We start from the raw sequence: 14694 nt of genomic DNA on the forward strand, positions 1-14694 counted from the left end.
TGGCCATATCAGTAAAGCGGTCGGGCAAATTCGGCAAGTCGGTCACCGTCTTACCCGCACGGCGAAGCGCGATAAAATCTTCGCAGGTATTTACCTCTTTCAAAGAATTATCACTTAATTTCAGCGATATAGGTTGACTATCTTCTTGTAAAGGTTCACTAAAAACACTACCGGAAACGCATGCAAGCAACACACCCACGATAATTTTATTAATCATAATCCCTCTTTAAACACGAAATGTAAGGTGCAAAGACACAATATACTTTACATCGAATTCTGATACCCGCTACCACCCGCTTACGTCCGGTGAGCTCACCCTTGACGCATTTTTTGAACATCGGCCACCTGCATGTGGCGACCAGCTCATCAGATGTCCGGTTTGTCGACGATCTGCTTGCGGGAAAACGCCTAAGACGTAACATTGCCGTGACCATACCGCACTGGCTGACTCTGCCCTTTGTGCTGGCCAGAACCGATCTGATTTCGGTGGTATCTGAGAAAATGGCAAGCCCCCACATTTTTCGGGCCTGGTGATCAAAGCGCTGCCCTTTGACGCGCCCCTTTTTAGCTGGAATCTTTACTGGCATAAGCGCGATTCCAGTAACGTAGCGCACCTCTGGTTACGTGAGCAGATCTTTCGCGTCTGCCACATGCTCTGAGCGTCACAGCCCGACAGAATCGAGCCAGACTGAAACAGATCGGGCTAATTGGCCGGGTTGGGGTCAGTTTGGAGATCGGGAATTATTGTACGTTTAGCGCAATATTTAACCACTCAGCCGTAATGGCTTGATTTTGCGCCCGTGGCTATCACTTTTAAATTATCGCGTATTCAGTATCGCATTTAGATTATCCTATTAGACAAAATCCACGGTAAACGGCGTATAGCAGTGGACTACACCCTACTGTCATAGGTACGTCTGTTCAAAAAACAGGCTTACCGTACAATAATATCCGATCTCCAAACTGACCCCAACCTGACCGATGACGTTTTCGAACGTATGGAGCAGTCCGCCGCCGTCAACGAACGCTCCCTCGAGGGCGAAGCGCGCTTTGCCCTGCGGCGGCACTACTTCCCCGACGCGGCACTCCCGGAAACGAGCATGCGCGATCGTTGGCGGCAGGAAACCGGTGCGCGACTGGCGTGGCTGTTTGACCGTCTGCGCGACGACGAGGTCCTGGGCTACCGTGAACCGGTGGACACGGCGCGCATCGCACGCCTGAGCGGGGAGGCGTCGCCGGCCACGCTGCTGGAGTGCCTGGACGGCCGCGACGATCTCAGCTTCGCGCTCGCGGACCGCCTCGCGGCCGCGTTTGATGCCGACGCGGGCTGGATGCTCTCCGGCCGGGGCACACCTTTTCCGGTGGAGAATATCGGGAATGCCTATCACGCGTTCTTTCAGCCGGAGGAGACGACGGGACGGTTTGAGGTGGAGCTGATGCGCATTGCCACCGGCCGCAGCGCTGGCACGCTGTTCTGCCTGCGACGCGAAGTTGAAACCGGGCCCAGCACAAAGGCGCCGTCACCGGAGCCTTTGTGCTGGGCCCGGGCATGGGCGGCGGCGGCCACGGAAATTTGAAAAATTTCCTGCTGTTTCTCAAAACCCGCTGCGGGGATATGCCGCTGCCCGCGTTTGACTGGACGCCGGCGGAGGACGAGGAGGATTTTTGGGGCACCTTCGGGCAGCATCACCCGCAGTATTTTAGGCAGATGACCCGCCGAGATCCGGCGCGCTGGCTGACTCAGCTGCTGCAGGGGGAGGATCCCGCGGGCTGGTTTAAGGGCTGGACATCAGACTTAGAGGAGATAGCAACCGCATGACAATATCCAATGTATTCTTCAAATCTTTCGGAAAAGCAGTGAAGTTCTTATACGGACGTCAACACGAGAAACTCTGGTACCAGGAATCGCCGGTGTTTAAAGACAGCATGATCCTGCGCCGCATTTACATAGCTGGTGGAAATGAGGTCGCATGCTGTGAAATCGCTGATGAAAGAACCCGAGATTGGCGGGTGTTTCCAGCGCCGATTATACGCGCAAACGCCTACTACCCTCACAACGCTCTTAAGGATGCCATCGTTATCGATGATGCCTTCATGCTTTTGGTGAAGAGGTCAGATCCGCGCGAGTTGTGGAAACCGGTTTACGAAGCGCACAAGGAAAGAAATGTGATACATGAAACGCTTTTAGGCTCATCAATGGTTCCTGAAAGCCCTAAAAAACGTCGGACACTTTAAGAGATCACCAATGACAACCCATTTTTCGCCGCCAGCACTGGCGGGCACCTTCAGGACGGTAATCGCCGCGCAGGCGGCGGCGTTTGACTACCCTGCGGCGCATGGCGAAGGATCACGGAGACATGCCGCTGTACCTGCTGGGCGTTGAGGTCACTGCGCTGCTGCACTATTTGCCAGACCTGTACCAACAGACGCTGGTAGCCACTCTGTGGAACACCGGCGCGAGGATCAACGAGGCGGTGGCACTCACCCGGGAAGACTTTCATCTGGACGACCACTATCCCTACGTCTCTCTGTCCACCCTGAAGCAGCGTCAGGAAAAAGCGGAACGCGGGTCGGGCGCTCCGGCTAAAAACGCCGTCACCCGCAGGCAGGTCACTCTGTCCGATGACCAGTTCCTTAGCCGCTTTAACAGCATGGTGGCCACGCTGCGTATTCCCAAGGAACGGCGCAATCCCGCCACGGACCGCATGGAGCCCGTACGCATATGGGGCGTGACCGACCGCACGGTGCGCACCTGGCTCAACGACGCGGTCGCACGCGCGGCAGCCGATGGCGTCACCTTTTCAATACCGGTGACGCCGCACACGCTGCGGCACAGCTACGCCATGCACATGCTGTACTCGGGCGTGCCGCTGAAGGTTCTCCAGGCGCTGATGGGCCACAAAAGCATGAAATCGACCGAGGTCTACACCAAAATATTTGCCCTCGACGTGGCCGCCCGCTATCGCGTTCAGTTTTCGATGCCGGAGGCCGACGCCCTAGCCATAATCAAACACGATCAGGGACGGTAAATATTTCAGGTAGACCGGCGACTCACTGAGGGTGCCATATATCAATCATCGACGGGCAAACGAATTTCACAGTGTCTTGTTTATCTTTTAAATTCCTTTGGTTATCTTTTAGGGGGAGCATCTCCAGACGCTTAGCCCTGTTGCCAGGAAGTACAGAATAAGACGTTTATCACACTCATACCCACTTACCCTCAGCAATCTAAAATCGGAGTTCTCATGAAAAGTAATGGCATCGAATTTGACCCTGATATTGAAAATGCCCTGGCATGGCTGTGCTCCTTAGTGCCCGGGAATAACGATTTTACTTCACGCCTCGTAAAATCGCAGAGAGATTACATCCTTGAATCACAGAAAAAAGAGAACTTTGGCAAAGATTTTCCTGTGGGCACTTATGGCTCTGATTTAGTCGCATGCTTTTTCTCGCAAGCTAAATCCTTACTTGATAATCGGAGAGCTTATGAAATTACAACCGCGTCTCATATCATCCCGTGGGTTAAACAACTGGGTTTAATAATCTCATTCCTGAATAATATCCCCGGAGCCAAAGACCGTGCAAAGAGGATGCTTGAGTCGCACACAGTGCATCCGGCTTCGGCGCTATTTGAATTAATCATCGCCGGTAATTATGCAACCCAGGGTTTTGATGTAGAGTTTATTCCTGAGGAAAAAGGACGGGCAAAAACGCCAGACTTTAAAATGCGTAAAGAGGGTAGAGAATTTTTTTATGTGGAATGTAAACGACTGAGCAAAGGCCAGTATGCCATCGCAGAACAAGATTCACACCGGCAGCACATTGATAAGGTGATTGAGGAAATATATATATCAAAGCTAAATTTTTGGATAAACATAATCTATAAAAATGAAATCAAAAATATACCTGAAGATTATCTGTTAAATCATTTAGAAAAATTCCGTGATAATTTATACGAATGGGATGATGAGCACGGAAGCGGGTTTATAAAACCAGTGAATATAAAAACCATTAAAGCAGATATATTAAATCATGGTTCACTTCTGTTCAACACAAAGCTCGCACGTCTTATCAAAGGTTCCCCTTTGTCAGATGAAAACTATAATATTTATGGGAAAGGTACTCCAGATGAACGAGATCCGCGTTTTGTAAAGAGAATTGAACACGCATCGCTTATAACTTGGAAATGCGTATCTGAAGAATCCTTTACAGCGCGTTCACGCCATGTGACTTCCGTTTTGAAAGATATCGACGATCAGCTTGAGAAATTTGGTAAAGGGGCAGCTCATATTGCGATCGATGTTGATGTTCAGGTTGATGTTGCCGATTTAAGAAGGGATAAAAACAACCAGGCAATTAATGAATTTAAATGCAAATCACAACTTATTCGTGTTAACACACACTACTTAGTGCCGCGCGTCGACGAAAATTCTTCGTGGATGATAGACGAAACAGTTGTTGAACTATTGCGCTATCATCCAAGGCACAACCTTATCCCTCTCGTACAGATCTTACCTAATGCAACGTTGTTTGATAACGGCCTTCCAGGTTGGAAGCAAAAGCAATAAACAGATAAGAAGAGGGGTCTGACGCTCAGTGGAACGAAAACTCACGTTAAGCAACGTTTTCTGCCTCTGACGCCACTTTTAATGGTCTCAGATGTCCTTTGGTCACCAGTTCTGCCAGCGTGAAAGAATAATGGCCGAGCATATTGATATGTCCGTGGCAAAGCGGGGAGAGGCGTGCGATATCTTCATCATTCAGTGTTTCACCCTGCGCCCGGAGATGATCCAGGGCTGCCTGCATATAAATAGTGTTCCATAACACGACGGCGTTAGTGACCAGCCCCAGTGCTCCCAACTGATCTTCCTGACCGTCGGTATATCGTTTTCTTATCTCACCTTTTTGACCATGACAGATGGCTCTGGCAACTGCATGGCGGCTTTCTCCCCGATTAAGCTGGGTCAGAATGCGCCGGCGGTAATCTTCATCATCAATATAATTAAGCAGGTACAGCGTTTTGTTGATGCGCCCCACTTCAATGATTGCCTGAGTCAGTCCGGAGGGGCGTTCACTTTTCAGCAATGAACGGACCAGCACTGAAGCCTGTACTTTGCCCAGCTTCAGGGAGCCTGCGGTCCGGATCATTTCGTCCCACTGAAGGACTATTTTTCGGGGATCTGATTGGCCTCTGGCAATATCATTCAGCACGCCATAGTCGGCATCATGGTCCATTCGCCAGAAAACCGAAGCACCGGCGTCAGCCAGGCGCGGAGAAAACTGGTATCCCAGCAGCCAGAAAAGGCCAAAGACAAGATCGCTGGCACCTGCTGTATCGGTCATAATTTCGGTTGGATTCAGCCCGGTCTCCTGTTCCAGAAGGCCTTCCAGCACAAAGATAGAGTCCCTCAGCGTCCCCGATATAACGATGCCATGAAAACCGGAATACTGATCGGACACAAAGTTGTACCAGGTGATCCCTCTGTTATTACCAAAATATTTGCGGTTCGGTCCGGCATTGATTGTTCTGACTGGTGTAACAAAGCGCATTCCATCTGCAGATGCCACTTCTCCTCCACCCCATATCTGTGCCAGCGGTAGTGTTGCCTGAAAATCAACCAGTCTGGCATTAGCGCTGGTGATAGTTTCAGCCCGCAGATAGTTCGCTTTTGTCCAGTTCAGCCGAAGTCGGGTCAGTGCAGGAAAATATTGCTTAACGTGAGTTTTCGTACCACTGAGCGTCAGACCCCGTATAGTAAAGAAGAGGCTCACCGAGAATGGCAGTGATAGCCGGCAAGAATAAATGTCAAAATAGTGATTTCATTTTTAAACAACAAGTTAAGTTCACACAATTCTACTTATGTTAAATTGCCCCATCAGATGCCGCTATGTAAAAGATATCTGCTTACTACCTCCTCATAGCCTGGCTTATGACGTAGCTCATTTGTCTCTTTTACACTGACTTCTAAACCAGTGGCTCAGGCTATGCTGAAAAGCGGTTCGGACTGGGCCTATGTTATGAAGATGACTGGTCTCACTGAACAAGACCGGCAATATATTAAGCACTGACCCCTCCTCTTTCCTTGCCTCACGATAGATAGATAAAGACATCCACTGCTCAGCCAGTAATGTCTTCATTATTGTCAAAAGAACACCCCCACCCCGATTCGGTTTAAACGTATCTTAGTTGCAGAGAGGGGCATTGATCAGCGGGTGCGCTACATATGAGTTCCCAGAACCGGCAAGCTACCCAGAGCATCAAGCACCGGAAGGCGTTTACTGCGGATATATTCAATATCGCCAACCAGATAAACGGCATCGCGTGCGCGTGAGATGGCGACATTTATGCGCCGGTCGTCAGCGTAGAACGTCGCAGGGCCTGTATTGCGCACGAACGAGAAAAACACAATATCAGCCTGTCGTCCCTGGAAGGCATCCACGGTATCGACTTCTACGGCGAGAAACTCGCTGAACGCCAAGGCGCTCAGGGTCTCACGCAAGGCTTTGCATTGCGCGCGATAGGGTGTGATCAGAGCAACACTGATTTTTTTCCTGCTGCCGGAGCGTTTGAGGGTTTCAAATATGTCGGTGAGCCGGCTCATAATGATGCTGATCTCCGCTTCATTAATAAGAATCTTCCTTTCTTTGCCCTGCTGGGCCGGGACACGAAGCCCGCGCGACTTATAGGTGTACCAGCCAAAGTCCTGAAACTCGTGGTCTGTAGTGGTGCGATAGTGCTGCAACTCACCCTTATAGAAGTGATGAGAGATGAACTGACCGATATGGGGAAGCATACGGAACTGCCTGTTGAGCATCCCTTTCATCTTCGGGGGCAGGTTTTCGAACAACCGTTCGAGCACACCATTGCGGATCAACTGCTCTTTATGTTCATCCATCTGAGTCAATACTTCGGATTCTTCGGCGCAGAACGTGGGGGGCAGCTGCTTATGATCGCCAACCAGAATGCACTTGCGGGCAACGCTCATCGCCATCAGCCATTCGGGCATCGTTGCTTTGGAACACTCATCGACGATAACGAGATCGAACATCTCAGTTTCATCATCGAATAAATGGTCAATCTGATTACAGGTCACACCGATGAGCTGATGCATTTCAGCCAGATTGCGCGCCTGCCAGCGCGGCAGGCTCATCCTGCCGTTCTCATCCATTGTCCCCTGCTTTAACGTTTCCCAAAGGTCCATGGTCAGCTGAGGGGCCGCACGGTACGCGTTATGCCACAGTGCATCGGCCCGATTCATCGCATCCGTTTGTCTTGTCTCGGGACACTCGAATTCGGTGATGGAATACCGTGGGTAGCGCAGTATTGAGTTCAGCAGCTCCGGTGCGCATTGCTGAGCGAGGCGGTCCAGGGCGTTATCTACAGCGACGTGGGTCTCGGAGCTAATCAGGATCCGTGCGCCGGGCTTGGCTTTAACCGTTTGCAAGATGATCTCCACAATAGCCGTCGTCTTGCCGGTGCCGGGCGGCCCCTGTATGCAGAAGAAATCTTCAGCGGCCAGTGCATTGCCGATTAAGGTAAAAGCAGGATCGCCAGCCTGATAGCTGGATTGAATGGGAGCCTGTGGCGTTATCGCCATGGTGCTTCCGCCTTCCCTGGTATGGAACTCCTCTAGGAAAGTCTGAACCTTGTCGCTGTTTTCTGCCCCGGCCCTCAGGTTCCCGGCGTTACATCGTTCCCCTGGCAGAGAGAGATCATCACCGTTAACCTTGGCCGGGTGAGTATAATAATACTGCAACAACCGGTTTTGGTTGATATTACAGTTAGCTCCATCCCGAAACCTGAGCAGATAGGTGATCTGACGTCGGAGCTTAGGCAGCGTGCGATCGTCTGCGGTCAGCGTCAGTTCAGACAGGTATTCCAGCCAGTGATCAATGTGACCGATAAAATCGTTAACCGCACCCGGCTCCGGAAACAGGTTCAGCGCGTGATCGTCCATTTATGCCTCTTCAATCTTCAGGTGAAGGAGCGATTCGACGCCCGCCGGATTGCTGCAACCGAGCCTGTTGATAATCATGCGACGCGTCGTGGCATCCATCTGTTGTGCCGGTACAGGCAATACGAATGTTGATGCAACCAGTTCAAAGACAATATTCATGTCCGGATGAATGGTTAACACACCAAAATTATTCTCAGCCATATCCGCGGTGATTAGTGCATCAATGGCTAACGCAATTCGGTAAAGCGAGAATTGAGGCAGGGATGAAACCAGCTTTTCTCTGGTATTGAAGCCCGCATTGACGGCCTTCGTGACGGCAATAAGGCTCTCCTTTTTCGAGGATCGCCGCCAGATAAATGACATTTCAAGTTGTGATTCCATTTTCTGCCTTCTTTTTCTCCCAATGGGAGCGTTTCTGTTTCTTCGTATTAAACCCGAAGGCAAAAAACGCATTAAAATCACGGTCTGCGCTGAGCATTTCACAAACGCTTTCGATCGCTGAATCAGGATGCAGCGGTTTAATTTTTTCAACAAAACCTTTAAGTTCTTCGCGACGGGCAAACAGAATGGCACGCGCAGTAATCAGTTCCTTTTTGTCCTTAAACGCTGCCGTCACCATGGGCGCCAGCCGCTTTTTTTCTGCCTTATCATTGGGGAATGACGCGGGATAGTTTTTAGTATCATGCGCAGCCTGCACCCGCCTTTTATAAGGCTGGTACTGCTCATTCAGGTTGCTCAATACTTCGCTGGCACAATTGATGATCTCTGTTGCTGTGCCGATGACTTTAATGATCTCAGGTAGTGAACCACCCTCGTTAAGCCCCCTAAGCCAGTGGTCCGCATAGGTGTTATGGGTTAATTCATAGGCGTAATAATTTTCAAACCGCTTGCTCAGGATATTCCATGACGCAATGCACAATGTATATTCTTCGGCTAACGCGCTCTTGTTTGCATCATGCAATGCTTCAACAGACCGCCTTTCCTCGTAAAGCGTATTTAGCTGCACCCGGAGTGAAGCCAGGCTTTTTGATAGTTCGGAGCGATGGCTTTTGAGGCGGTTTAACTCAAAATTAAAATCATCGTTGCTGATTTTGGCAGAGCGTTCTATGGAAGTGAGGGTTTTAGTGATGAAGTCGCCGGTGACAGTGAGCGGCCGCTGAGCCGTGAATTCTCTCCACGTCTGCCGACTTTGTCGCTGAGCCTGATTATTCAACTCCTCCCGCCAAGCATCCATTAATGAGATCGTGGAATGAATAGCCTTTATTTTATCATTGATAATGATGATATTTTGCTTACAAAGGTCAACGTTCATCCATGACTCAATGCATGGCATGATGAGATTCTGGAAGTTGTTAAGAATAGCAACATAGGCGCCTGCACTCTCCAACTGACTATTCAGGAACGCGAGATATTGCCCAAGCTCAGTGTTGCGCTTGTCCTGGTGAGCAATAAGCTGGCGGGCGTATTCTTCCTTTTTGGAATTGATACGCTGGCTCGCTTCCGCCTGCTCATTTTCCAGGCGTCGGACCAGGGCCTGCGTCACCGCAGTTTCCTCCTGCAGTTTTGACCCGGCCCACCATTTAGAAAATGCTTTCAATAGCATACGTTGTCAATCCTCAGTGCAGCTCAAGGAAATCACAGGCCTGATCCCAGCCCGTCTTGTCAGGAATAATCATGCTCATCCGGTCGAGGATGATATTTTGCATTTCCTTTTTGAGTGCGACGCCAGCAGGCGCGGTGATATCAATGGTGTTCAGTTTGTCCTGCAACAGGCACAGCTCAGTGGCAAAGGATTGCAGACGCGTGTTTTTTTCCTGCTGTTTTCGTTGTTCGGTATCCAGAAGCTCGGCGTGCGCTAAATAGTTCCTGCGCACCGGTGTGAACATCAGATACTGGCGTTGCAGATGGGTGTTCAGCTCGTCGCTAAACGCGTCAATTCGGGCGAACGCCTGGTCGGTGAGGCTTCTCCTCGCCGCTTCATACTGAGCATCAATATGATTGATTTCCTGGGCGTACGCGGCTGCCAGCTCCTGCATGAGCTGTCGTTCCTGCTCAGGTAATGCATCGATTTGCGCATAAATATCGCGCTGGACGGCTTTGAGATGATTTTTGCGGGTGCTGTATTCAGAGATGACCGAAATCACGCCGCTGAAAGGCAACAAATCTGTCCAGGAGAACGCCTGTTCAGACATGGTGCCTACTTTACCCGCATACTGAGAAAGGTCTATAGCACTGCCGTGGAGCTTCTCTAGCGCGGATTTGAGATCGTCATTGGCAATTTTCAGTCCTCGCGCGGAAAAGTAATTCACATACGCGCCTGCTGCCAGCGAAAAACCGATCGCAAATACGGCACCACTGGCCATAACGCCCAGCGCGCCCAGCGTGGTTCCGCCGATGGCATAACCGGAGATCGACGCGCTGACAAACGTCCCTAGATAGGTCCCCACGCCCGCACCCAGACTGAATGCCAGGCTTCCCCCGACAACCTGCACTGTCCCGCCAATCGTAGAAGAGGCAAACTCGATACTGTCAATTTCCCCCCGGGAAAATTTGAACAGGTCATGAGCAAGATTGACGGTGATCTGGGCGACGGCGGCAGCGACATTACCTTTGATAAGGTGTTTGCCTAACGTGCCTCCAAGGGTTTTTCCTGTCTGCGCGACGGTTGCGTCAAGCAATGACTGGCCTGCGTGTTGAATGCCCGTAATCAGCAGGGCATTACCCGCCCCTTTCGCGGAACTCAGTACCACGCGCTGGGCGGCTTCAAAACACATATCCATATCCAGCGGTTCGTCGCTGCGCATATATTCCAGCATAATGGACACCGACTCCGAAGCCGCGCCAGCAATCGCTCCCGCCCGTGCCGCATTGCGGTACTGCATACCATTGAATTCCTGCCTGACGCGCGCCTTTTCCTTATATTCAGGCCCGTTTTGGTTGTTTTTCGCCTCGCTGACTAACTCCTCTGCACTTCCCTCGCCTTTGCGATTTAACCCGGTGCTGGAAATAGCTCCGTCGGCGGAGGTGAGCTTGTCAGTCGCATTATTTGCGGTGTCCTGATTGCTTTGTGAAACATTCGGGCGCGTATCCTGGTTACGCTGCGCTTGCTTATGCGCCGCGGCCTTAACGAATTCCACCTGATCAGAGGGAACAATCTTCCCCACGCCATCGTATTTTTCGGGTGACAGCGCGTCAGCGGTACTTTTGCCGTCTTTGTAAAATTTAACCTGATGGCGGGTGGTGCCATCCGGCGTATTCACATGGATATCCGCAACCGGATCATTAACCTGCCCAACATCCAGCGTCGCCCGATGATTATTCTTTCCTTTGGCAGCCGCCTCAATATTGAAAGAACCGACGTGATGCGCTTCTGCGGCGAAGCCCTGCTGCACGTCGATTGACTGGCCATTAATGCCGTTGCCATTTTTCAGCGAAATAGATTTGCGAATGCCCTTGCCATAATCGCTAAGCGCTTTATTTAACGCATCACCCTGGACCTGATTCCATATTCCCTGGAACTGAAAGGTTCCCTGATCAAGCGCGTCTTTGATTTTTGTCGTTTTGCTCATGAAATAGCGGGCCCTGTATGCAGACCTTCGCGCTGAGATGAGGCATCAGTGGCTGATTCAATGTTCCCGATGGCGCGATTAATGAGATCTTCGAGCTTGCTGATTTGCTGTTGTGTGGCTTGCAGTTGTTTATTCAACTCGTAAGCCACATCAGCAGGACGGCCATTACCGTTGAACTGTTCGGCACAGGCCTCATGCACCTGGCGGCGTTGAACGGGATCATCACTGTAAAGAACCAGTTGTTGCGAGAATGACTGACAGGCGTTGAGTTCATGCAGATAGCTGGACTCCTGCTGGCGATATTGCGCCACGTCTTTCAGTAAGGGGCCGACAACCTGGATCAACCTCTCACGTTTTGCCGAGACGCGCTGGATGCTGCTTAGTAACATTTCTTCCCGGCATTCATAGGTTCTGAGCATGGCGCGCAGCTGGTATTCATCAAGCGAATAGTATTTTTCGATGCGTTCCTGACCGGCTTTGATGGTCAAATCCAGGCTGGATATCTCTGAGGACAATCTCGCCTTATTGCGCCTATGTTCATCTTCGACTTTTTCCTTCTGAATTTTGTAAGAACCAGCCAGATCAAAAATCCGATCAAAGAACCCCTGCGGCGGGAGATTGATGGGCTGGACTTGCAGGTAATTAAATGCCTCTTTCTTTTTTCTGAGCAACTCTGCGAAACCCATATTTTCTTTAAGCGCCACAGGCTCATCGAAATTTTCAAAGAAAACAATGTCGGCCCTGACGTGCTCAGCTTCGCGACGGTTTTTCTCAAGTTCGTTGTTAAGTTGAATAAGTTCAGCATCGAATCTGTTAACACCCACTCTCATCTACCCCCTAAGCTACGGCCAAACTTATTCAATTGACGCAGCATTCTTATAGCGAATGCGACCGCCCCCAGCGGCGAATGAACCTGCATGAGCTATGAATATGTTAAAGTGATAGCCTGACAAATTAAACCATCAATATTTCAAATAGATAGCATTTTAATGGTCAACTAAAACCGGACACGGATTTAGGCACATTGTTGTAATCGGCGTTCATATTCATTCGGCCATATATTGCCCAGCCGTTAATGCCGACGCTTCAGATTATAAAAACTGTCGATATAATCGATAACGTCCGCAATGCCCTGACTTCGGGTTTCATAGCGACGGTAGTTAACTCTCTCTGCTTTCAGGCTGCGGAAGAACCTCTCCGTAACGGCGTTATTTAGACAGTTACCCTTGCGGCTCATACTGCCCATCACACCCAGTTCCTGTTGGCAGGACTGGTACTGGGCGCTGGTATACTGAGCACCTTGATCGCTATGGAATACGACTGGGCCTGTTGGCCGTCGTTTATTAACCGCCAGTCGTAATGCCCGGATAGTCAGGGCGCTGTCCGGTTTGTCCGAGAAGGCCCAACTCACTATTTTTCTTGAACATAAGTCCATGACAATAGCCAGATATAACCAGCCCTGAGCGGTACGAAGATAGGCGGTATCACCTGACCACCAGTTATTTAATGTCTCTGGATTAAACTGTCGATTCAACAGATTAGCCGCCACTACAGCCGGTTTACCACCACGTGGATAGCGATGACGTCCGGGACGCTTCGCAACCAGCATCAGGGTCTTCATTATCTGACGGACACGGTATTGGCCAACATTAAAACCTTGTGCACGCAGCTCAATACACATGCGCCGACTACCATACGTTGCATCCATTTCAGCATGAAAATGCTTGGCCGCCGCATGAAGCATCAGAACGTCTGCTCTGAGAGCTGGCCGCCGGCTCCGGGCGTAAAATACACTGCGCGTGAGTGACAGGCATCGACATACTTGCTGGATGTTTGCCCCGGCCTTCTTCAGCTTCACCGCGACTTTTTGTCGTTGTTCATTTCTGTGGTGGTTCACCTGGCGCGCCCGCTGAGAAAAATAGTGATTCCAACGCTGCCAATCAGGCGTCGAACCAATAGGGGTTGCCCACTCATACCCGGTATCGGATATTCCCAGCTGTCGGGCAACAAACCACAGTACGCTGGTCGGGATCGCTGACAAGTCATAAGGCCATGTGCCTTTATCAACGGGAAGAGTAAAGAAAAACCTCTTTTCTTTACTCGCCCATTCTGCTCATAAAACACACTTAGCGTACAGTTGGGCTTCAGACCCCCAAAATTATTGTTCAGTAATTTCGCAATGCTCACTTGCAGACGGGATGTACGTCATATCCTTATCAGCTGAAACAAATCCGCGTTTGAAGCTGAGAATTGTGGTGTTGTTAGGCAGTGTCTGGAAGATGATATTTCGCGCGACTCGATACTCATTATTTCCATTATCTTTGCGAATATATAGTGTCTGCTTTTTATCAGTAAAGCAGATAATCTGGAAGTCTTTACTGTCTGAACCTTTCACTAATTGCCACTGATTTGTAGTCTGTTCAGCATTTGCAAATGTGCTGATAAGCAACATTGGAAACGCACATATAGCCATTTTCTTAATCATCATAAAATCTCCTTAAAAAAGATATATCGGCCATCTCTGGTTAGACTTTACCTTTTTATGCGCGTACGCGCATGAAGGCGACAACCAATATGTCATATGACCCTTCAGTCAATCGTCGCCGGTGACGCGGCGTAGCCGCCCAGGTTTGATAGATTCCACCGATGTCCATTCCTCGCCCTGCAAGAACCATCCCGCTTACAACAATAAGTTGCTTATGTACGCGGTCGGAGTTGTCCTGGCGAAGCCAGGGCGTATCTCCGCGTTAGCGCCTTTGGCGCTTACGGGCGTGTTCCCCAATCCCAACAGCCACACCTCTCAAAGCGACACTAATCTCAGTAGTTACAACATTCACTTCTAAAGCCAATCTGTTCCGGGCCTTTGGCCCGGGGCGGGGAGGCTTTTCAGGTGTGCGGAGGGGGTGCGTGCTGCCTCGGTGCTGGGGGTTGATGTGGTTAACGTCTAGTGAATGTTGTAACTAATATGAAGCATGTTATGCCCCGGCTTGTCCGAGGAGCTACTTCTTCTTTGCCTTTGCCGATGATGCTGTTGATCAGGTGTCGTTGCCCTGAGCATAGCGAAGGGACCTACTCCAATGCCATGCCGTAGGCTGGCTCAGGAGTACTCTTTCTTTAGAAAGCTTGTTTTGTTCAGAAGTAACGTTCGAAATTAATGATATCTAAGG

11 protein-coding genes and 3 pseudogenes are annotated in these 14694 nt (G+C 50.3%); 5 read left to right on the top strand and 9 right to left on the bottom strand.

Annotated features, from left to right (window positions below; all coding sequences use genetic code 11):
- A pseudogene (locus J1779_RS02335) lies at nucleotides 1-217 on the bottom strand (hypothetical protein); the annotation flags it as partial.
- A 781-nt stretch (nucleotides 218-998) separates the two neighbouring features.
- Between J1779_RS02335 and J1779_RS02340 the strand changes: the two are divergent.
- From J1779_RS02340 to J1779_RS02360, 5 genes and pseudogenes are all read left to right on the top strand, one after another.
- Nucleotides 999-1577, top strand: coding sequence for a hypothetical protein (locus J1779_RS02340; protein ID WP_217202757.1), 579 nt, complete (start codon nucleotides 999-1001; stop codon nucleotides 1575-1577).
- A complete protein-coding gene (locus J1779_RS02345) occupies nucleotides 1550-1819 on the top strand; it encodes a hypothetical protein (RefSeq protein ID WP_217202758.1) in 270 nt (89 codons plus the stop codon). The genes J1779_RS02340 and J1779_RS02345 overlap by 28 nt, the downstream gene beginning before the upstream one ends.
- The gene (locus J1779_RS02350; RefSeq protein ID WP_217202759.1) at nucleotides 1816-2235 is read left to right on the top strand and encodes a hypothetical protein; all 420 of its coding nucleotides are present in this window, start codon (nucleotides 1816-1818) and stop codon (nucleotides 2233-2235) included. Before J1779_RS02345 ends, J1779_RS02350 begins: the two co-directional genes overlap by 4 nt.
- A gap of 92 nt (nucleotides 2236-2327) precedes the next feature.
- Nucleotides 2328-3029, top strand: a pseudogene (locus J1779_RS02355) (tyrosine-type recombinase/integrase); the annotation flags it as partial.
- A 216-nt stretch (nucleotides 3030-3245) separates the two neighbouring features.
- Nucleotides 3246-4568: a hypothetical protein gene (locus J1779_RS02360; RefSeq protein WP_217202760.1), complete on the top strand. Its 1323-nt coding sequence runs from the start codon at nucleotides 3246-3248 to the stop codon at nucleotides 4566-4568.
- Between the two features lie 73 nt (nucleotides 4569-4641).
- On the opposite strand, the pseudogene J1779_RS02365 reads toward J1779_RS02360, so the two are convergent.
- From J1779_RS02365 to J1779_RS02400, 8 genes and pseudogenes are all read right to left on the bottom strand, one after another.
- Nucleotides 4642-5709 (bottom strand): annotated as a pseudogene (locus J1779_RS02365) (Tn3 family transposase); the annotation flags it as partial.
- A gap of 509 nt (nucleotides 5710-6218) precedes the next feature.
- A complete protein-coding gene (locus tag J1779_RS02370; protein ID WP_217202761.1) occupies nucleotides 6219-7958 on the bottom strand; it encodes a DEAD/DEAH box helicase in 1740 nt (579 codons plus the stop codon).
- Nucleotides 7959-8339, bottom strand: a complete 381-nt coding sequence (locus tag J1779_RS02375) for a hypothetical protein (protein ID WP_217202762.1) — start codon at nucleotides 8337-8339, stop codon at nucleotides 7959-7961.
- Nucleotides 8323-9561, bottom strand: a complete 1239-nt coding sequence (locus J1779_RS02380; protein WP_217202763.1) for a hypothetical protein — start codon at nucleotides 9559-9561, stop codon at nucleotides 8323-8325. The genes J1779_RS02375 and J1779_RS02380 overlap by 17 nt, the downstream gene beginning before the upstream one ends.
- A 13-nt stretch (nucleotides 9562-9574) precedes the next feature.
- Nucleotides 9575-11527, bottom strand: coding sequence for a UbiA prenyltransferase family protein (locus J1779_RS02385; RefSeq protein ID WP_217202764.1), 1953 nt, complete (start codon nucleotides 11525-11527; stop codon nucleotides 9575-9577).
- Nucleotides 11524-12351, bottom strand: a complete 828-nt coding sequence (locus J1779_RS02390) for a hypothetical protein (protein WP_217202765.1) — start codon at nucleotides 12349-12351, stop codon at nucleotides 11524-11526. Before J1779_RS02390 ends, J1779_RS02385 begins: the two co-directional genes overlap by 4 nt.
- A gap of 248 nt (nucleotides 12352-12599) precedes the next feature.
- Nucleotides 12600-13568, bottom strand: coding sequence for an IS3 family transposase (locus J1779_RS02395; RefSeq protein ID WP_217202766.1), 969 nt, complete (start codon nucleotides 13566-13568; stop codon nucleotides 12600-12602).
- A gap of 117 nt (nucleotides 13569-13685) precedes the next feature.
- Nucleotides 13686-14015, bottom strand: a complete 330-nt coding sequence (locus J1779_RS02400) for a hypothetical protein (protein WP_217202767.1) — start codon at nucleotides 14013-14015, stop codon at nucleotides 13686-13688.
- Between the last annotated feature and the right edge of the window lie 679 nt (nucleotides 14016-14694).

The organism is Rahnella rivi (assembly GCF_019049655.1).
Taxonomy (GTDB): Bacteria; Pseudomonadota; Gammaproteobacteria; order Enterobacterales; family Enterobacteriaceae; genus Rahnella; species Rahnella rivi.